Source organism: Lacinutrix sp. Bg11-31 (assembly GCF_002831665.1).
In the GTDB taxonomy this organism is placed as follows: Bacteria; Bacteroidota; Bacteroidia; order Flavobacteriales; family Flavobacteriaceae; genus Lacinutrix.
In genome coordinates this window covers 728008-748989 of the sequence record NZ_CP025118.1, presented here as the reverse complement: position 1 = coordinate 748989, position 20982 = coordinate 728008, and the positions used below count along the sequence as shown (strand labels likewise).

General features: G+C 30.2%; 16 protein-coding genes. 3 read left to right on the top strand and 13 right to left on the bottom strand.

Annotated features, from left to right (window positions below; translation table 11 throughout):
• The first annotated feature begins 22 nt into the window (after positions 1–22).
• Together CW733_RS03485 and CW733_RS03480 are read left to right on the top strand one after the other, a co-directional pair.
• Positions 23–727 carry an RluA family pseudouridine synthase gene (locus CW733_RS03485; RefSeq protein WP_100998641.1) on the top strand — a complete coding sequence of 235 codons (705 nt, stop codon included), beginning with the start codon at positions 23–25 and terminating at the stop codon, positions 725–727.
• An 81-nt stretch (positions 728–808) separates the two neighbouring features.
• Entirely contained in the window at positions 809–2179 is a 1371-nt protein-coding gene (locus tag CW733_RS03480) for an aldehyde dehydrogenase (protein WP_100995741.1), read from the top strand.
• Between the two features lie 19 nt (positions 2180–2198).
• Here the strand turns inward: CW733_RS03480 and CW733_RS03475 are convergent, their stop codons facing one another.
• The 13 genes from CW733_RS03475 to CW733_RS03415 form a co-directional block, all read right to left on the bottom strand.
• Positions 2199–3020: a sensor histidine kinase gene (locus CW733_RS03475; protein ID WP_100995739.1), complete on the bottom strand. Its 822-nt coding sequence runs from the start codon at positions 3018–3020 to the stop codon at positions 2199–2201.
• Positions 3021–3139: 119 nt separating this feature from the next.
• On the bottom strand, positions 3140–3781 hold the full coding sequence (locus CW733_RS03470) for a hypothetical protein (protein ID WP_157811531.1): 642 nt from the start codon (positions 3779–3781) through the stop codon (positions 3140–3142).
• A 100-nt stretch (positions 3782–3881) separates the two neighbouring features.
• Positions 3882–4592: a hypothetical protein gene (locus CW733_RS03465; RefSeq protein WP_100995734.1), complete on the bottom strand. Its 711-nt coding sequence runs from the start codon at positions 4590–4592 to the stop codon at positions 3882–3884.
• Positions 4593–4600: 8 nt separating this feature from the next.
• Positions 4601–5122, bottom strand: a complete 522-nt coding sequence (locus tag CW733_RS03460) for a hypothetical protein (protein WP_100995732.1) — start codon at positions 5120–5122, stop codon at positions 4601–4603.
• 148 nt (positions 5123–5270) lie between these two features.
• Positions 5271–5978, bottom strand: a complete 708-nt coding sequence (locus CW733_RS03455) for a hypothetical protein (protein WP_100995730.1) — start codon at positions 5976–5978, stop codon at positions 5271–5273.
• A 6-nt stretch (positions 5979–5984) separates the two neighbouring features.
• The gene (locus CW733_RS03450; RefSeq protein WP_100995728.1) at positions 5985–6344 is read right to left on the bottom strand and encodes a hypothetical protein; all 360 of its coding nucleotides are present in this window, start codon (positions 6342–6344) and stop codon (positions 5985–5987) included.
• Positions 6345–6526: 182 nt separating this feature from the next.
• Positions 6527–8065: a YifB family Mg chelatase-like AAA ATPase gene (locus CW733_RS03445; RefSeq protein WP_100995725.1), complete on the bottom strand. Its 1539-nt coding sequence runs from the start codon at positions 8063–8065 to the stop codon at positions 6527–6529.
• 90 nt (positions 8066–8155) lie between these two features.
• Positions 8156–9115 (bottom strand): YheT family hydrolase, encoded by a 960-nt coding sequence (locus tag CW733_RS03440; RefSeq protein ID WP_100995723.1) that lies wholly within the window; start codon positions 9113–9115, stop codon positions 8156–8158.
• 117 nt (positions 9116–9232) lie between these two features.
• Positions 9233–12769, bottom strand: a complete 3537-nt coding sequence (locus CW733_RS03435) for a T9SS type A sorting domain-containing protein (RefSeq protein ID WP_100995721.1) — start codon at positions 12767–12769, stop codon at positions 9233–9235.
• 63 nt (positions 12770–12832) lie between these two features.
• A complete protein-coding gene (gene ade, locus CW733_RS03430; RefSeq protein WP_100995719.1) occupies positions 12833–14455 on the bottom strand; it encodes an adenine deaminase in 1623 nt (540 codons plus the stop codon).
• 345 nt (positions 14456–14800) lie between these two features.
• Positions 14801–17167, bottom strand: a complete 2367-nt coding sequence (locus CW733_RS03425; protein ID WP_100995716.1) for a protein-disulfide reductase DsbD domain-containing protein — start codon at positions 17165–17167, stop codon at positions 14801–14803.
• Entirely contained in the window at positions 17164–18480 is a 1317-nt protein-coding gene (tilS, locus tag CW733_RS03420) for a tRNA lysidine(34) synthetase TilS (RefSeq protein ID WP_100995714.1), read from the bottom strand. Before tilS ends, CW733_RS03425 begins: the two co-directional genes overlap by 4 nt.
• A gap of 193 nt (positions 18481–18673) precedes the next feature.
• Positions 18674–19984, bottom strand: coding sequence for an anthranilate synthase component I family protein (locus tag CW733_RS03415; protein WP_100995712.1), 1311 nt, complete (start codon positions 19982–19984; stop codon positions 18674–18676).
• Between the two features lie 75 nt (positions 19985–20059).
• On the opposite strand from CW733_RS03415, the gene CW733_RS03410 reads away from it, so the two are divergent.
• Positions 20060–20950: an aldose 1-epimerase family protein gene (locus tag CW733_RS03410; protein WP_100995710.1), complete on the top strand. Its 891-nt coding sequence runs from the start codon at positions 20060–20062 to the stop codon at positions 20948–20950.
• Positions 20951–20982 lie beyond the last annotated feature (32 nt).

Below are 20982 nucleotides of genomic sequence, written 5' to 3'. Positions count from 1 at the left end.
CTAAAAATCTAACTATCTAGTGATCCAAAAATCTAAAATTATTTCTACAAAAGACAATCTTCAGGTTATTTACGAGGACAATCACATTATTGTAGTTAATAAACGTGCTGGTGATATTGTACAAGGTGATAAAACTGGAGATAAACCTTTAAGCGATGTTGTAAAGGAATATATTGCTGAGAAATACAATAAGCCTGGAAACGTTTATTTAGGCACAGTACATAGGCTTGATAGACCTACTACTGGCTTGGTAATATTTGCTAAAACCAGCAAAGCTTTACCACGTTTAAATAAATTATTTGTTTCTAAAGATATATCTAAAACGTATTGGGCTTTAGTAAAAAACCAACCTAAAAAAGAGGCAGATTCTTTAACACATTGGCTTATAAAGAATCCTAAAAACAATAAATCTAGAGCGCATATTAATGAAGTTCCCGATAGTAAAAAGGCTATTTTACATTATAAAACAATAAAGGCTTTAGACAATTACTTCTTACTTGAAGTTAATCTTGAAACTGGCAGACATCATCAAATTCGTGTACAACTGTCCAGTATTGGTTCGCCTATTAAAGGAGATTTAAAATATGGTTTCGATCGTAGTAATAAAGATGCTAGTATAAGTTTACACGCTAGAAATATTAAATTTATTCATCCTGTTTCTAATGTAGAACTAAATATTACTGCGCCTTTACCTAAAGATCCTATTTGGGATGCCTGCTTAAAATAAAAAGCCATTTAGACTGATGCTTTTAAGTAAGACAATGATTACTAATAAAGTTTCGTAACTTTACTTTCTAATCTATTTAGTATGATCCCTGAATTATTACAATCTCAAAAAGACTACTTTAAAACTGGAGAAACAAAATCTGTTGACTTTAGAAAGCAAGCTTTAAAACGCTTAAAAGTTGAACTTATAAAACGTGAAAACGATATTATAGAAGCTTTAGCCAAAGACTTTAAAAAGCCAGCTTTCGAGTCTGTTTTAACAGAAACTGTAGTTGTACTTTCAGATTTAGATTTAATGATTAAAAACATTACTAAATGGTCTAAACCTAAACGCGTTTTACCTGCTTTAATGAACTTTCCATCTACCGATAGATTGTATTCTGAACCTTATGGACAAGCCCTAATTATTGCACCGTGGAACTATCCTTACCAATTAGCAATTGCTCCAATGGTTGCTGCCATTGCTGCTGGAAATACCGTTGTTTTAAAACCGAGTGAACTTACTCCAAATACTTCTGCTTTATTAAAAAAAATTATAGAAACCGTTTTTAAACCCGAACATGTTAGTGTTGTAGAAGGAGGTGTTGGTGTTTCCACAGAACTATTAGCACAACGTTGGGATTATATTTTCTTTACAGGAAGTGTAAATGTTGGTAAAATTGTAGCTAAAGCTGCCGCACAATTTTTAACGCCATTAACTTTAGAATTAGGCGGAAAAAACCCATGTATTATAGACGAAACAGCTAACATTAAATTAACTGCCAAACGTATTGTTTGGGGTAAATTTTTAAATGCAGGACAAACCTGTATTGCTCCAGATTATATATTAATTGCCCAAAGTAAAAAAGAAGTTTTTTACAAAGCCATGCAAATTGAAATTGACAAAGCTTATACTAATAACCCAAAAGCATCAGAAGATTTTTGTCGTATTGTAAACCATAAAAATTTTGAGCGTTTAAACAAAATGCTTACCAATGAAAACTGCATTATTGGAGGACAAACAGATGCTGAAACATTGTACATCTCTCCTACTCTTATAGATGAACCAAACTTAGATAGTGAAGTGATGAAAGATGAAATATTCGGTCCAATTCTACCTGTTATTTCTTATAAAAATGAAGATGAAATTGAAACCATAATTTCTAAATACGAAAAACCATTGTCGCTTTATGTTTTTAGCACAAATTCAGCGAAAGCTAGAAAAATTATAGAGCAATTTTCTTTTGGAGGCGGTTGTATTAATGATACTGTAATTCATTTTGCAAATCATAGATTGCCTTTTGGTGGTACAGGAAACAGCGGAATTGGAGCTTACCATGGTAAACTATCTTTCAATACTTTCTCTCACCAAAAAGCAGTTGTTAAAAAAGGAAACTGGTTAGATTTACCGGTGCGTTATGCACCTTATACAGGGAAATTAAAGAAGGTGAAAAAGATTTTAAAATGGTTGTAATTGAAAGAATATATTATTTTTATTCGTGCTTATAAGGATACTTTAATTCCAATATTACACCTTCACCAATCTTTGATGTAAGATTATATTGTGTATTAATAAGTTTTGCTCTACTTTTCATATTTAATAAACCAGAACCTTTTTGTACTGTTTCCATATCGAAACCTTTTCCATCGTCGCTTGCTACTATAATAAGCTTATCTTCTAAATAATTTAATTTAACTAATAGATTTTTAGCTTGAGAGTATTTTACGGTGTTCGAAAAGAATTCTTGAAGTATTCTAAAAATAATAATTTCATGTTTTGTGTTTTTAAAAGGAACAATCTCTCCTTTAACATGTAACTCTGCTGTTGCAAACTTTAATTTCTTAAGTCTATTTAACTCATTTTCAATAGACTGTTCAAACCCAATATTTAAAACCACTTCGTTATTTAGAGATCGAGATAGCATCCTAACTTCCTTTAAACTCTGTTTTACAGTACTTGCGGCTTCAGTAAAGTTTTCCTTTACTTCATCACTAACTTGTGTTTTTAGTATGTTCATTTGCATACTGGCTGCTGCTAGTAATTGACCTACATTATCGTGTAATTCCCAACCAATATTCTTTAAAGTTTGCTCTTGTATTTCGGTTTGCGCATTACTTAATTCCTCTTCAAAAGCTTGTTGTTGCTTAATTTTATCGATTAGCAGTTTGTTTTTCCTTTTCTGAAAAACAATAAAGAATAAAATAACTAAAGCTGTTACTATTACCAAAACACCAATCATGTAGATTAATAAATAGCGTTCTGCAGCAGTCGAAACCATTGGTTCTTGAAATATATAAATTAAGCGATTATTCATTTTTTTGTTGTGGTTTATAAATAATTAGTTCAATAGCAAAACAAGTATACATAAAAATATTTGAAGCAAACATTAAACTTCTATTCAAGTAAACAAAATCCATATCATTTTCATTATTATTAATCTCTTTGAGGTTTAGAAATAACAAGTCCAAATGCAAACATACCGTACATAAACATATTTGCAAAAACAAAAATGCGTCTCTTTAAATTAACAAAATCAATATCTGAGATAGTATTATATGCCTCAAAAAGTAAAATTGGTGTAACAATAAGCCACCAAATTAAAACTGCGCTTAATGCATAAAAACTATAGGTTCTTAAAGCATAGGTAATCGATTCTGAATTAATAAACTCAATAAAGTAAATAGCACATCCTATTAATAAAGTAAATGCACCTACTAATTGGTAGTATGAACTATGCGTTTTAAAAAACACTTGAGGATATATAAAAAAATGACCAAGCATAAGAGTAGTAAATATAACTGTAACAGCTAGTATTAGTATCTTGTTATATTTTTTATGTAGTACGTTATAAATATAATACATTACAAATAGCATACTCCCAAATAGCCATAACAGATTGTACCAAGGTTTACTATTAAACCCTATACTTCTTAAGTATGCCGTTGGTTTAAAATTAATATCGTAGAAATATGTTGCACCTGTAAAATCTACAAAAACCACATAAATTAAAAAAAAAATAAAAATTCTAGTTGAAGTGTTTTTGTATTTATTAAAACAGAAAATACCTGTTAGCATTGCTAAAAGCTCAAAGACATAGCTTATGTGATTAAAATATTTTGTAATAAATTCTAGCAATTCTATTAAAATTTGTAGTGCTGCAAAATACGCTTAAAATCTATGATACACTACTTTGTGGTTTAGAAACTATTAAACCTATGGTAAATGTAGTGTACATAAAAATGTTTGCGAATAGATAAATTTGCCATTTTAGTATTACAAAATTCCAATCTGCTTTAGTAAAATACAAACTATAAAAAACTAATGGTGTTATAATTAACCACCAAATAAATATTGCAGTACTTATATAAAAATTTAACGATTTATAGAAACTTAAAATTTTTTCAGACTGTAATACTTCAATATAATATAGAACAACACAAATACTAATAATTAAAGCTCCTAACACGCTTATTATAGGAAAAGAACGTATAAAATATTCTTGAAAATGCACAATAATATATATTAAAGAAAATAACAGAAAAGAGTAGCCTGTATATTTAAGAAACAACTTGCTTTGTTTCGTCTTTAGTATTTTATAATAATAGAAGGTAAAAAACAATACGGCTCCAATCTTCCAATATAGCGTGGACAACCAATAATTTTTTTCAAATAAAGTACCACCTAAAAAATTTAGAAAACCAATATTCTTAACATAATAAGTATAACCACATAAAAAATCACATATAGTTATATACACTAAAAACCATATGAAATAAGTAGCAGCTGTATTTTTATACTTTTTATAGAATAATAAGCCAGTAACAGCTGCTAAAATTTCAACACCTCGTGTTATTAAAATATAATTATCTTTTAAAAATTCTTCCAAAAAAATATTTATTGAGGATAATTAGCACTTGGTGGATTTCCGGCACTTCCATCGTTTAATGGATCACCACCTGGAACATCTCCTCCATCTTTAGCATCTACTGCAGATCCTCCTTTTTGGTGTACTTGTTCTATTTCACTAGAAGTTGGAACCATAAACATTGTGGTGTAACCTACAGTTCTTTTAGAATCTACTTCTTCATCTGGATAAGCACCTAAATAAACACGTATGCCATCCATTGTGTAACCCAATTCTTCACTTTGGTTTTCTGCATATTTCAAGTAATCTTGCATATCTTTTAAAGACCACCAAGACGAACGATTATCCGGACGTTTTACAATAGAATCGCTAATTAATTTATGTCTAGAATCGAAAGCGCGATCTAAAGTTCTAGCGTCTTTAGTAGATATTACTCCAGAAGGTTTTACAACAACCATTGGAGCTGCAAAATCTCCTGATTTGCAACAATAGAAGTACATTATTATTGCACCAATTATTAAACCTAATATTAGGGTAAGTAAGTTTTTCATTTTAGTTCTAGTTTTAAAGTTAGTAATAGATGTAGTAAATAGGTTTTACAACATAATTAGTATTTATAAGAAGAGTAAATACTAAAGTTTACACCATAGATTATGTTTTTAAGATTAATAGCGATTTAAAAGTAAGAAAAAAAAATGACTACTCTGTTTTTTCTGGTTTAGAAACTATTAAGCCTATTGTAAAGGTTAAATACATAAAGATGTTTGAAAGAATGTAAATACTCTTTTTTAATAAGACGAAACTTTCATCTTCTAAAACAAAATACTGATCGAAAAACACTAATGGCGTAACAACTAACCACCATATAAAAATTGCTATGCTTATATAAAAATATAAGGATTTTGAAAATTGAAGAAAGTTATCACTATTTAAAACCTCTATAAAATAAAACACTGAACAACAACAAATTAAAATGGTTTCTAATATATATATTGAACGAAAATTACTTTTAAATAAAGCATCTATATCTAATACTATTAAAATAATTGCAATAAAAGAATATAGTATTATTCCATATTTTAATATGTTTTTAGATAATTTTTTCTTTAAAATTTTTTGAAACAATAAAGAGAATAATATAACAGCAATAATATCAAAGAAAATAGTAAACCACCAACTATTTCTTCTAAAAATACTATTTTTAATTGGTTCTAGGAAGTCAAAAGTATTATAATATTTAGGGTACATTCCTAAAACATCTACCAAACACAGATAAACCAATAACCATATAAAAAAAATAGCAGCAGTACCTTTATACTTTTTTAAACAAAAAAGCCCAGTAATTGCTGCTATTGCCTCTATACTATGAGTAATTATACTATTATAATAAAATAAGAACTCTAGCATAAAATTTTATTGAGGGTATCCAGATTCTACTGGCTCTCCTTCTTCACCTCTATCCATTCCTTTTGCTTTAGGAATATCTTTGTTCTTTCCTTTATCGTCTTCTGTTGGAACCATGAAAATTGTAGTTAATCCTTTTGGATCTTCTTTTGTAGTTTCAACACCTAAATAAAAACGGATGCCATTAACTTTTGGATTTTCCTCTTTAATTAGGTTTAAAAAGTTCTGCATGTCGTCAAACGAATACCAAGACGAGCGGTTGTCTGGTTTCCCAGCAGCTGATTGGTTTGCTCTAGCTCTTAAATTTGTCCAATTGTCGTTTAATTCTTGAGCTTCTGCAGCTGTAATAATTCCTTTTGGTGTAGGCATAGTTTTTTGTTTAGTTAATTAATAGCATTTAAATTTTTAAAAGTTGTGAAGATATAAAGATTTGACAGTTTTTCTATACTTTTTTCTTTTTTCTAGCTCAATTAAGAATAAAAAACACTGTTATTTAGCTAATTTACAGTTTAATTTTTATTTCATTTATATAAAAAATAATGATTTTACTACTAACCCAACCAACCTTCTCTATCTAAACTTCTATATTGAATGGCTTCGCTTAAATGACTGCCAATAATATCTTTAGCGCCTTCTAAATCTGCAATTGTTCGCGATACTTTTAAGATTCTATCATAAGCTCTAGCGGAAAGGTTTAAACGTTCCATAGCTGTTTTTAACAGTGCTTTAGAGGCATCATCTAACTTACAATGCGTTCTAATTTGTTTTACATGCATTTGCGCATTGTAATGTACCGTTTCAGATTCTGCAAAGCGTTCTGTTTGCCTTTCTCGTGCTTCTGTTACACGTTTTCTTATGTCTATTGAAGATTCGCCTTTTCTTTCATCGGAAAGTTTATCGAAAGGAACTGGCGTTACTTCAATATGAATATCTATTCTATCTAACAATGGTCCAGAAATTTTACTTAAATAACGTTGCATTTCTGCAGGACTTGAGGTTATTGGCGAGTCTGGATCGTTAAAATAACCACTTGGACTAGGATTCATACTAGCTACCAACATAAATGATGATGGATAAGTTACAGTAAATTTAGCTCTTGAAATGGTAACCTCTCTATCTTCTAGAGGTTGCCTCATAACTTCTAAAACTTCTCTCTTAAATTCGGGTAATTCATCTAAAAACAAAACGCCGTTATGGCATAAAGATATTTCTCCAGGTTGTGGATAACTACCTCCTCCTACAAGTGCTACATTAGAAATGGTATGATGTGGGCTTCTAAAAGGACGTTGAGCCATCAAGCCCGAATTAGCTTTTACACGGCCTACAACACTATGTATTTTTGTGGTTTCTAAAGCTTCTTTTAAAGACATTGGTGGCAGAATACTAGGTAAACGTTTGGCTAACATTGTTTTTCCTGCTCCTGGTGGACCAACTAAAATAATATTATGTCCACCAGCTGCTGCAATTTCCATACAACGTTTTATGCCTTCTTGTCCTTTTACGTCTGCAAAATCGAAATCTGGATAATCTAAATTCTTATAAAATTCTTCTCTTGTATTTATTATGGTTTCTTCGATTGCTTCACTTTTATCAAAAAAATTAATAATCTGTTTAATATTATCGATACCATAAACTTTAAAATCACTAACGATTGCTGCTTCTTTTGCGTTTTGAATAGGAAGTATAAATCCTTTAAAACCTTCTTCTTTAGCTTTTATAGCTATTGGTAAAGCACCTTTAATAGGCTGTAAACTTCCGTCTAAGGAAAGCTCTCCCATAATTAGATAATCTTCTAAATCATTGGCTTGAATTTGTTTAGAAGCTGCAAGAATACCTACCGCTAAAGTTAAATCGTAGGCAGAACCTTCCTTTCGTAAATCGGCAGGTGCCATATTAATAGTGATTTTTTTACCAGGAATCTTGTAACCATTGTTTTGTAAAGCAGCTGCAATTCTGTAATTGCTTTCTTTAATTGCATTGTCTGGAAGTCCTACAAGGTGATATCCAATTCCGGAATTAACGTTAACCTCTACAGTTATTGTGGAAGCATCGACTCCAAAGACAGCGCTGGCAAATACTTTTTTGAGCATAAATGGTTGGTTTAGAAACTAAATGTAGGAAAATTAGTGGATTAATAATCTCTAAAACCAATAAAGTTAATATTCTAACTACTTAAAAATCTATAATTTACTTATAAACTCTAGCATTCTTTTTTCGGAATAATAAATATTTTCAGAATCGCAAAAACCAACATGGCCACCATATTTTGGCATTTCTAAATACAAATATTCATTCTGTTTTGCTGCTTCAATTGGATAACATTCTTTTGATAAAAAAGAATCGTTTTGTGCATTTATTAATAACGTAGGTATTTTAATTCCTGCTAAAAACGGAAGACTACTCGATTTTTCATAATAATCGTAAGCATCAATAAAATTATGTGCTTTAGAGGTGTAAAAGTCATCAAAATCTTTTAACGTCTTTATCGCTATTAAATCTTCATTTTTAATATTCTGCGGAAATAATTCTTGTTTTCCCTTCAGCTTAGCTCTTAAATTTTTTAAAAACTTTTTAGAGTACAATACGTTTTCAATAGACATTAATTTTTCTAACGAACCTCTTAAAAACACAGGAACCGAAACCGTTACTGCTCCTTTTACTTGTTTTGGAATTTGATTATTCTCTCCTAAATATTTTAAAATAACATTACCTCCAAGGCTAAATCCTTTTAGATAAATAGTATCATAATGAAACTGCTCTGTTATGTGTTTTAAAACCGAAGCTAAGTCGTCTGTTTTACCAGAATGGTACGATTGAAAACTGTTATTAACTTCTCCACTACAACCTCGAAAATTAACACAAACTGCATCTATATTATTTTGGTTTGCCATTTTTGCAGAGCCTAACATATAATGGCGTTGCGCATTGCCTTCTAAACCATGTAAAACGATTAGTAATTGGTTTGTTTTCTTGGTTGTATAACTCCAATCTAAATCTAAAAAATCGTTATCTGGTAACGTTAGACGCTCTCGCTTTTGGGTAACGCCTTCAACTTTTCTTAATAGTCCAGAGTAAATGGTCGACAAGTGTCCATTTCTAAATATAAATTTAGGTTTGTATGTTGTGGTTAATATTGGCATTTAGTTTACTGTTTTAAAGGACTTTTAATATTGAAATGTAAGCACAAAGATAAGTAACAAAAAAACCTTTCAGTTTTAAAACTGAAAGGTTTAGATTTTAAATTATTAAAGTAAAAATTACTTTTTTATAAACTTTAATGATTCCTTTTTATTTCCTGAAGTTATCTCTAAAAAATATAGGCCTTGAGATAGATTACTAACGTCTAATTTAGCTTTTTTACTTTTTGAAGTTATTGTATTTAATAACCTTCCATTAATATCGTAAATAGTAACAGATTCTATAACGGTTTCTCCTTCTATATTTAATATGTTATTTGCTGGGTTAGGGAATATTAAAAAACTTGATGCTTCAAAATCCTCTACAGATAAGGTATTTACTATTTCTGTACTTACAGTATTTGTTACTATAGCTGGATTAAAATCGAAGAAAATATCTGCTGTACTATTAAAAATATCGCCAACAACTACATTATCTTTTGGTTTAATTTTATAAGCTATATAACCGTGAGAGTTTGGCTCGTCGCTAGTACTATCTGGTAAATTAATATTATCAAATATAAATTTAACCATACTACCATTTGCTATTTCTACTCTTCCTGTGTGGCTTAAACTTTCTAATTGCATGGTTGTCCAGTCTAATTTATAATCTAACACATTTTCTACATTTACATTAATAGCACTTGCTGTTCCTGTATTTTGAAAACGGATGATATAATGTAAATACTTATCTGCATCTGCTAATAATATTTCTTCACCTTCTAAAACTCTAATATCATTGGGATCGTAAGAACCAATTACGGTTTGATTTAATGTAAAAACATTATCATCTGCTGTGTTATCTCCTGTAACAGGATTTACTGTTGCTGTTGATACTAAAACATCATCAATATTAGTAGTTGGTGGTGCAAATACATTAAACTCTAAATCGATTGTTCTTGTTTCGAAAGGATTTAAGTCTGTAAAATTGAATGTTAAAGTGTTCGCTGTTTGTGAAACTATTGTTTCACTTGCATTTAAGAAATTTAATTTAGCATCATCAAACTCAAAAGTAACATTACCACTTAATTGGGTTGTACCAATATTATTATAGACTATTTGATAGGTTGTATTAAAACCTGGTCTTGGATCGTTTAATGATGGATATACTGAAATGTTTAAATCGTTAATTACGCCTATTGGTTCAAAACAGAAGTCTATTGCTTCTGTATTCCCTAAATCATTAAAAACTGAAACATTAGAAATTGGTGTTACGTTAAAATAATTAAGAGAAGAGATTACACTTGTCTCAAAAGTTCCTAAATTTAAAGCTATTTGATAGCTTCCATCTAATTGAGTAAAAGAACTAAAACTATCATTTCCATTATTTGTTCCTATCAATAAATTACCAATTTTAATATCATCTAAAGTACAGCCATCCAAATCTAGGTCCAACTGAACTACTCCATTAATTTCATTTCCTAAAACACCTAAATTTTTATACCAACCAATTTCATTTAATACACTACTAGAATAAAGTAAATCTATATCTCCATCACTTTCAAAATCCTTTAAACTAATTGATGATAAATCATTTAAATTACTATCTAGTGTATGAAAAGTATTAAAGCCACCTAAACCATCAGTATTTTCATACCATCTTATCCATGTGTTATTTGTTGAGAGTTTATAAGTAACTAAAATATCAATATCCTGGTCTTCATCTATATCTCCTGCTTTAATTAAAACATTATTTAGATTTGAAGTATTTAATATCATAGGCCGTTCAACAAAACTACCTAATCCATCAATATTCTCATACCAAACTAAATTTGGATTTAAAGCTACAATATCGATATCTCCATCATTATCAATATCTTTACTAATTATTTCTCCATCAAAACTGGATATAGAGCCAACAATATTTGACTGGCTAAAGTTACCTTGTCCATTAATATTTTCAAACCAAGCAATCTCATTATCAGCAGCTAATAAAATATCTAAAAAACCATCGCCATTAAAATCATTTAAACTAGTTGACTTAGGATTATTAACTTGAGATATTATTTGCTCACTTCCAAAGCTACCTAAGCCATCCAAATTTTCAAATACAACTAATTTATCATCTAATAATGATACAGCAATAATATCGTTATCATTATCATCGTCTATGTCCTTGAGTTTAATATCTGTTACATAGGATAAGCTATTCGTTATATTAATTGGACTGCCATACATGCCATTCATATTTTCTAACCAAAAAATATTACTGTCATAAGAGTATAAAATATCTGTATTCAAATCACCATTAATATCACCAATACTCATTGAAATAATATTATTATTTATTTCTAAATCATTCTGAATGTATGTATTATCATCAATATTATCTAACCAAATTAACTGTGGGCTATCTTCTGAAAGTATTAATAAATCTTCGTCACCATCATTATCTAAATCTGAAACCTTTATACCTTTTGGAGAATTTATTATTACATTTATTTGAGCTCCCTCTTCGAAATTACCAAGACTCCCAGAATTAGTATAAAGAAATACTGCTCTTGAAAAATTCTTATCTATACAAATATCGACATCACCATCATTATTAATATCTGTCACGATAAAACTTCCTTGAGTTTCAATATCACTAATTAAGACTTCATTAGCATCAAACCCACCAAAAGAATTAGTCCCTTCAAAATATACTAGCCTATTGTTTTGGTATTCAGTAGTACTAAACAAAATATCTTTATACCCATCGTTGTTGACATCTACAACTTCTACCTTTTCTCTGTTATTAGATGATGTGTTTGTAAGTAAATGGGAATTAGAACTACCATAAAAATCACCTAGACCATCAGCATTTTCAAACCAAATTACCCTTGATACTCCAACAGCTACAACATCTAAATCGCCATCATAGTCCATATCTGAAACTGCAAATGACCTGTATTGATAGGAAGAAGTTGACACAGTTTGAGTCGCAGAGAAAGTACCATTCCCTTCATTTCTTTTCCATCTTATATAGGAACCTGTTATATAAACTATATCCAGATTAGAATCCCCATCTATATCAGCAGTTTTAAGTCCACGAAACACACTACTTCCGGTAGAAACTATATTATTAGCGCTCGAACTAAAGTTCCCAAATCCATCACTGTTTTCGTACCATTTAACTTGGTTAGTAAAAGATTCCTCAAACAAAATGTCTAAATCTCCATCTGTATCTAAATCTGCTAAACTAACTTGAAATGCATCATATAAATTTGTACCAACAACATGAGTGATATCAAATGAACCATTACCATCAGTATTTTCAAACCAATATAATCTATCAGAATTACCATTTTCAGATCCAGCCAAAATGTCCAAATCTGAATCATTATCAATATCACCTATAAAAATAGACGTCACACCAAATATATTATCAGTCACTATATTTACTGATTCATAAACCTGAAAAGCATCATTAAACCGATGCCAAGTAATTTGATTTCCATATGCAATAATTATATCCTGATTCCCATCTCCATCTAAATCTCCAAATTTCATTGCATTAGTCTCATTACCTGAATTATTATTTATAGAATGAATAACAGATTTTTGAAACGTAATCTGCCCAAAAACAGTATAATAAAATAGAAAAACAGAAATAAATACAAGCAGTTGTTTCTTCATAATAAAAATTAGTGAATTAGTATTGCAATAATAATAGGAAAAGGTTTACTTTTTAATAATAATTTACTCTACTTCTAAGTTAATAAACTTAAAATCCCCTCCATTAAACAAACCTTTATCGCTCAATTTCAAAGCAGGAATAACCAACAAAGCCATAAAAGACAACGACATATATGGAGCGTATAACGTACAACCCATTTGTTTTGCCATTTTGTCTAATTCTGCATACTGCTTTCCAATAGTTTCTCCATTTTTATCACTCATTATTCCTGCTACTGGAAGCGCAACGGTTTTTTCTTCGGAAGTATTAACTGCACAAATTCCGCCTTCTGCTTCAATTATCGCGTTAACAGCTTTACAAATAGAAGCATCATCTACTCCAACTGCAATAATATTATGAGAGTCGTGTCCAACTGAACTTGCTATTGCGCCTTCTTTTAGTCCGAAGTTTTTAATAAAAGCAATTGCTGGTTTTGCATTATTATACCTGTTTACAACCGTCATTTTTAACACATCTGTTTTGGTATTAGAAACAAGGTTTCCATTTTCTATTAAACTGTCTGCAATAATTTCATTAGTTACTAACTCACCATCATTACACTCTATAACACGAATTCTTTTAGCCAAAGATTCAAATCTAAAATCTGAAACGTCTTTTTTGTCGCAATTAAAATTATTAAGATTCTCAAAAGCGATATTTGGAATATTAACAGTTCCGAAATCGTAAACCAATTCACCGTTTATATACGTTTGAAGCGTTTTAAAATCTTTTAAATCTTCAACTATAATACAATCTGCAGCATCACCTATTTGTAAGGTTCCAACATCTAGATTATAATGCTTTATTGGATTAATACAAGCGACTTGAAGCACTTTAAATATATCTATGTCTTTAGCTACTGCTCTTGCGCAAACTTTATTTATGTGTCCTAAAAGTAAATCGTCTGGATGCTTATCGTCACTGCAAAACATCATGTTTTCAAAATGTTCTGGTAATAAATCTATTAAAGCTTCAAAGTTTTTGGCAGCACTTCCTTCTCTAATAATAACTTTCATACCTTTTTGAAGCTTTTCTAAAGCCTCGTCATAGGTAAAACACTCGTGATCTGTAGAAATACCTGCAGCAATGTATTTTGTAATATCGTCTCCTCTTAAACCTGGCGCATGACCATCTACTGGTTTGTTATTATGTTTTGCCCAAGCTATTTTTTTAAGCACTTCTTCGTCATCGAAAAGTACGCCTGGATAATTCATCATTTCGGCAAGGTATTTAATATCCGGATTTGCCATTAAGGTTTTAATATCTTCAGAATCTATAATTGCACCTGCAGATTCAAAACTTGTTGCTGGTACACAAGAAGGTGCTCCAAAATTGAATTTAAACGGTGTTTGTTTTCCGTTTTCAATCATGAACTCAACACCTTTTACACCTAAAACATTAGCTATTTCGTGTGGATCGCTAACTGTAGATACTGTACCATGTTTTACAGCCAGTTTTGCAAACTCACTAGGCACCAACATAGAGCTTTCAATATGAATATGTGCATCTATAAAACCAGGTAATATAAAATGATTTGCGTTGTGTTCTTTTTCTATAATAGAAACAATCTTTCCTGCCTTAATAGTTACTTCTCCTTTGTAAATACGTTTGTTTGGGATATCTACTATGTTACCTTGTAGTTTCATATTAATTCCTTTGAAAAAAGGAATCTCATAAATGTATTGGAGATTCCTTTTTATTAAATTTATTCTATACTAATTTCTTTTTAATTCTACTAAAGACAACTATTTAATAAAGCCATAGTGTGGTAATATATTAATAATAAATAATGCTAATAGTTTATTAAGCTCCTTAGGAGCGAAACAGAACACTAATAATGCCACTCCTCTGGAGTTCTATTATGCACAAAATTAATCTTCTATTAATATAAAACTCCTCTGGAGCTTTAAATTGAAAATCTAAAAATTGCTTATTTTAATAATAGCTTAATACTTTCAATTTATAAGATTCCTTTTTTCAAAGAAATTTAGTTATTCCTTAAAATTGCTAATACCATCTTTTAGCCAATTAAAATACTCATCTGCATCTGGAGTAAAAGCAACAGGCTCTATTAAATTTTCTTCGCTGTGATCCATTAACACATAATATGGTTGTGTGTTCGACTTGTATTTAATGGTTTGAAACTCACTCCATTTCTGACCAATATATTTTAGTTTTTTACCTTCTCTAAGCTTAGAGTCTACTATTTCATCCTTTTCAAGAGGTCGCTTATCGTCCACATAAAGAGAGATTAAAACGACATCATTTTTTAATGCGTTTAATATCTCAGGTTTGGGCCAAACGTTTTGTTCCATTTTTCGACAGTTTACACATGCCCAACCTGTAAAATCAATCATTACTGGCTTATTCACTTTTTTAGCATAAGCTAAACCTAAATCGTAATCGTTAAATGCTAAAATATCGTGTGGTGCTAATAAATGTGCACCTTCGGGTAAATCTGAATGGTCTGCGCTTGCACTACCTCCTCCTTTCGAATTCCCAACTCCATAAGGAGATTCGCTATAATCTAAAGGTGGTGGAAACGCACTAATTAAATTTAATGGTGCTCCCCAAAGTCCGGGAATCATATAAATTGTAAACGTTAAAACTATTAATCCTAGGCTTAACCTACCAACAGAAAGATGTTTTAAAGGTGAATCGTGTGGTAATTGAATTTTACCAAAAAGATATAATGCTAATGTTCCAAAAATGGCAATCCAAATAGCTATAAATACTTCTCTTTCTAATAAATGCATTTGTAATACTAAATCTGCTTGCGATAAAAATTTGAAAGCTAATGCTAATTCTAAAAATCCTAAGACCACTTTTACTGTGTTCAACCAACCACCAGATTTTGGTAACGAATTTAACCAACCTGGAAAAGCAGCAAACAATGCAAATGGTAATGCAATTGCAGATGAGAATCCTAACATTCCAATAATTGGAGCTAAACCTCCTTTAGAAGCAGCTTCTACTAAAAGCGTACCTACAATTGGTCCTGTACATGAAAAAGATACAATAGCTAAAGCTAAAGCCATGAAGAAAATACCAACCATACCACCTCTATTAGCTTGAGAATCTACTTTATTAGCCCAAGAATTTGGTAGCATAATTTCGAAAGCTCCTAAAAAGGAGAATGCAAAAACAACTAAAAGAATAAAGAAAATAATATTAAACCAAACGTTTGTTGCTAACGCATTTAAGGCATCGGCTCCAAAAATTCCTGTAACAGCAGTACCTAATAATAGATAAATTACTATAATACACAATCCATAAATAATGGCATTTTTAATACCTGCAGCTTTAGATTTACTTTGTTTAGTAAAAAAGCTAACAGTCATTGGTATCATTGGAAAAACACAAGGTGTTAGTAATGCCGCAAAACCTGATAGAAAAGCAATAAAAAAGATTCCCCACAAACCTTTAGATTCACCATCTGAAGAAGAATCTACACTTGCTTCATTATCTATTGCAGACTTTACAGTAGCATCTTCTAGATTGCTATTAAAGTCGAAAAAAGTTGGAGCTAAACATTTTTCATCATCACACGCTTGAAAATAAGCTTCTGCTTCAATTGTTTTTAAATCTGTATTTAACACTTTAATTTTCTGAGTAAAAACAGCTTCATTGGAGAAGTATTTAACATCCATATCGAAAGCTTTTTCAAACTTTTCTATACTCTTAGATTCTTTTAATCCTCCTATTAATTTAAAATCTTTATTATCGTTTTTAAATGTAATCTCTGTTGGTATTGGTCCCATTGGGTCCTTATTGTCTTGAGAATAAATGTGCCATTTATTATCTAAAACTGCTGTATAAGCAATCTCATACTCATCATTTCCAAGTGAATAAATAGATGACGTCCATTTTACTGGATCTAATATTTTACTATTATTTGTTTTTTCTTTAATCTGAAAATCAACAGTTTTACTTTCGAAAATACATTTAGCATCATCACAAGCTTGGTAACTAACTTCTGCTTCAATTGATGTTAAATCTGGATTTAATATTTTAATTTTTTGAGTAAATGTAGCCTCATAATCAAAATAAGTCATGTCCATTTCAAAGACTTTATCAAATTTGGTAGTGCTTGCACTTTCTGAAGCTTTCCCTACTAATTCAAAATCTTTAGACACTACGTTTTCATCGTAAATAAACTCGGTTGGTATTGCGCCTCCTTCTGGTAAGTTTTGAGAATAAAGGTGCCAATGGTCCTCGATATCTGCTTCGTAAATTAAATTATATTCTGTATCCGAAATTTTCTCTACTGTACCACTCCATTTTACAGGTTCTAATACTTGTGCAAAAATGGTTTGCATTGAAAATAATACGAATAATAAAGCTAAGATTTTCTTCATTCTTTCAAGGATATTTTTAATATTTTATTAGTATTTGTAGTCACTTTAAAACGTTCGTCTGCTCTATAATTTAAGATCCAAACAATTTCTTTATTCGAGCACAATAAAAGACATTTCTCTTTATCTAACAAAGATAGTTTTTCATCTTTAAAATACTTGCTCAATTTCTTTTTGCCATTACCTCCTAAAGGATAAAAATAGTCGCCTTCCTTCCATTTTCTTACCGTTAGTGGGTAACTTAATTTTTCTATATCTACAAAAATTTCATTTTTAGAGACTTTTTCTATTGTATTGACTGTTTCTAAAAACAAAATCCCGTTTGGTATCGATTTATCTTTCTCTTCTTTAAGGATACTAATTGCAATATTCTCTGCTTCGGAAGCTAATGTAGCCAAAACCATATGAGATCTGTCTTTTATTAATCTGTGTGTTTCAGAAAAAATTTGCTTTCCACTTTGTGCTGTTAACAAATTTTGAATATCTCCAAAAGCAGTAAAACCGAATGGTTTAAATACTTCTACTAAGTATGCTTTAGGGTTTTTAAGCTTTATAAATTCTGAAATATCATAGGTGATTTCATCATTATTGACAGCTATAATCGCTCTTTTTAAAACAGCATTTACACTTTCTTCTACAATACTTGAAGCATCATTTAAATGCATTAAAGTGGTATCGAAATTTTGTAACAATTGTGAATTTGTTTCTTTTAACTTCGGAATAATTTCATGACGCAATTTGTTTCTTAAGTATTTAGTAGATGCGTTACTACTATCTTCTCTCCATTCAATTTTTTGTTGTTCAGCAAAACCTAGAATTGTTTCTCTAGAAAACTTTAATAATGGTCTTACAATATTTCCATTAGTTTCAGGTATTCCAGTTAAACCTTCTAAACCTGTTCCTCGTGTTAAATTAATTAGAAAAGTCTCTAAATTATCGTCTGCATGATGTGCTGTTAAAATATAATCGAAACCTAATTGATTTGACAACTCTTGAAACCAATTATAACGCAACTCACGAGCTGCCATTTGTATGGACAACTTGTTTTCTTGAGCATAAATAGTCGTGTCGAAATGCTGTGTAAAGACTTCTAAACCTAGTGTTTTGGCTAAGTCTAATACAAAGGCTTCATCTCCATTGCTTTCTTCATCTCGCATATTAAAGTTGCAATGTGCTAGTGAAATATCAAGTTTAGCTTTCTTACATAAATGTGTAAGTGCAACACTATCTAATCCTCCAGAAATAGTGATTAACAGCTTCTTCCCTTTTAGAAAATTAAACTGATTATTTATATGTTTTTGAAAGATTTCTTGCACTTTGTAAATGTACGTTTTTTGGCTATTTTTTGATATTAATTATGATGATTTTAATACTTGTGGATTTTTACACTGAGATTCGTAGAGATTCGCTGAGTTTCACAGAGCGTTTAGTTTATTAGTAAATTGCTGTTTTATCTCACAAAGACGAGAAGCTATTGCCAACTGAATACTGACGACTTCCTGTTGAAAACTAATTCTCTAAAACTGTTCGCATTGCTTTGGCTTTAACCAAGCATTCTTCGTATTCTTTAAGCGGTTCACTTTTAGCAGTAATTGCACCACCAACAGAATACGAAACGTATTGTTTTGCTTCATTATAAAGAATACTTCTAATCACTACATTAAAATCGAAATCGCCATTTGGCGTAATATATCCAACACTTCCAGAGTATAAACCGCGTTTGGTTTCTTCTAAATCTTCAATAATTTTCATTGCTGAAATTTTGGGAGCTCCTGTCATGCTGCCCATTGGAAACGTTGTCCTTATTATATCTATTGGATTTGTTGTCTCTTTAACTTCTGATACTACAGTAGAAATCATTTGATGCACTTGGTCGAAACTGTATATCTTACAAAGCTCCTCTACCTTTACGCTACCTTTTGTTGCTGTTTGCGAGAGATCGTTACGTACTAAATCTACAATCATAATGTTTTCGCTACGCTCCTTTTCATCACTTACCAAATCATTTTTTAAAATAGAGTCCATAATATGGTCTGTATCACGTTTGGCAGTTCCTTTTATGGGTTGCGAAATTACTTTTGTTCCTTCTTTTTTTATGTAACGTTCTGGTGAAGCAGAAAGTAAATAGTTACTTCTTACTTTTAAAAACGTTGCAAAAGGTGCATTAGAAATGGTGTTAAGCTTATTATAAGTTTCTAGAGGTTGAATGATTGTGTTTTCTGCATAAAATTCTTGACAAAAATTAGCTTCGTAAATATCTCCTCTATGTATGTGCGAGAGTACTTTTGTTACTTTATCAAAGTATTCGTCTTTATGTATTTTTAATTTTATTTTTATTGAATTACTGTTGTTGAATTCCTCGATATCAAGATTATTGGATTGTTCGATATCTTTTAAATCGGATTCAAACTCATCATCAACTGCTTTCAAATAAAGCATTTCTACAGTATCTCCTTTAAATAAAAATATTTTTTTTGGCTGAAAGAAATACAAATCAGGAAATTCTAAACCATCATCATTATTAGATTTTAGAACTTCGGTATCGTTCTTTAAATCGTAAGTTAAATAACCAAAAATCCAATCTTTGGTTGTTGTATAATATTCCTTTAGTTTTTCGAAAGCATTAAAATAATCAGTCTGTATTGCTGTAAAAGCATCTACAGCCAAAACCGCATCGTAACTAGAATATTTTTGATTTTCTTGAAATTGTTTCGAATTAGAATCTAACCAAACAACATCATCAAACTGTTGGGCCCAAGACAATAGATTTTGCTTGAACTCCTCAGGATTAGTAATTTTATGTTTTGCTGTTGTTCTCAATGTAAAAATGTTGTGTAAAGTTAAGCAGAATTGCTAAAAAAACGAGTATTTTAGTCATTAGATTATATAAAAAACATGTTCGAATTATCTAATAGTATTTTAAAAATTAAAGTTAAACCAATAGGTGCAGAACTTTGCGAAATAAGTTCGGTAAAAAACAACACACAGTTTATGTGGGATGCAAATCCTGATATATGGGGAAGCTTTGCTCCTAACCTCTTTCCTATTATTGGAGCGTTAAAAGATGAAACTTATTTTTATAAAGGCACAAAATACAACATGCCTAAACATGGTTTTGTTAGGCATAGTAAAGACATTAAGCTTGTTAAAGAAACGAAAAATAGCCTAAGTTTTAGTTTAACTTATAATGAGGATTTATTAAAAATATATCCTTTTAAATTTGAGTTTAAAATTACCTATACTTTAATAGACAATATATTAGACATTAATTATACTGTAAAAAATTTAGATAATAAATCCATATACTTTTCTGTTGGAGGACATCCAGCTTTTAAATGTCCTTTATATAATGATGAAAATTATACAGATTATAATTTAGTTTTTGAAACTGAAGAAACCTCAAAAACACATTTACTAAATACACAAACCGGATTAGTGAAAAATGAAACAAAACCTGTTTTTACTACTAAAAATAGCATTCAATTAAATCCAAATTTATTTAGTGAGGATGCACTTATTTTTAAAGATTTAAAATCTAGAAAAGTAGCTTTAGTTAGCACTAAACATGGAGAAATATTAAATATGACTTTTAAAGATTTTAATTATCTTGGTCTTTGGGCAAAACCCAACGCACCTTATGTTTGTATTGAACCTTGGTTAGGCATTGCAGATCAAGAAAACACGTCTCAAAACATCGTAGAAAAAGAAGGTATTATTAAATTACCTGAAAATGAAACCTTTAGCACAAACTATAGTGTGCAAATACATGAGCATCATTTAGGGTAAACAAAATATTAATAGTAATTTTGCGGCTTAAA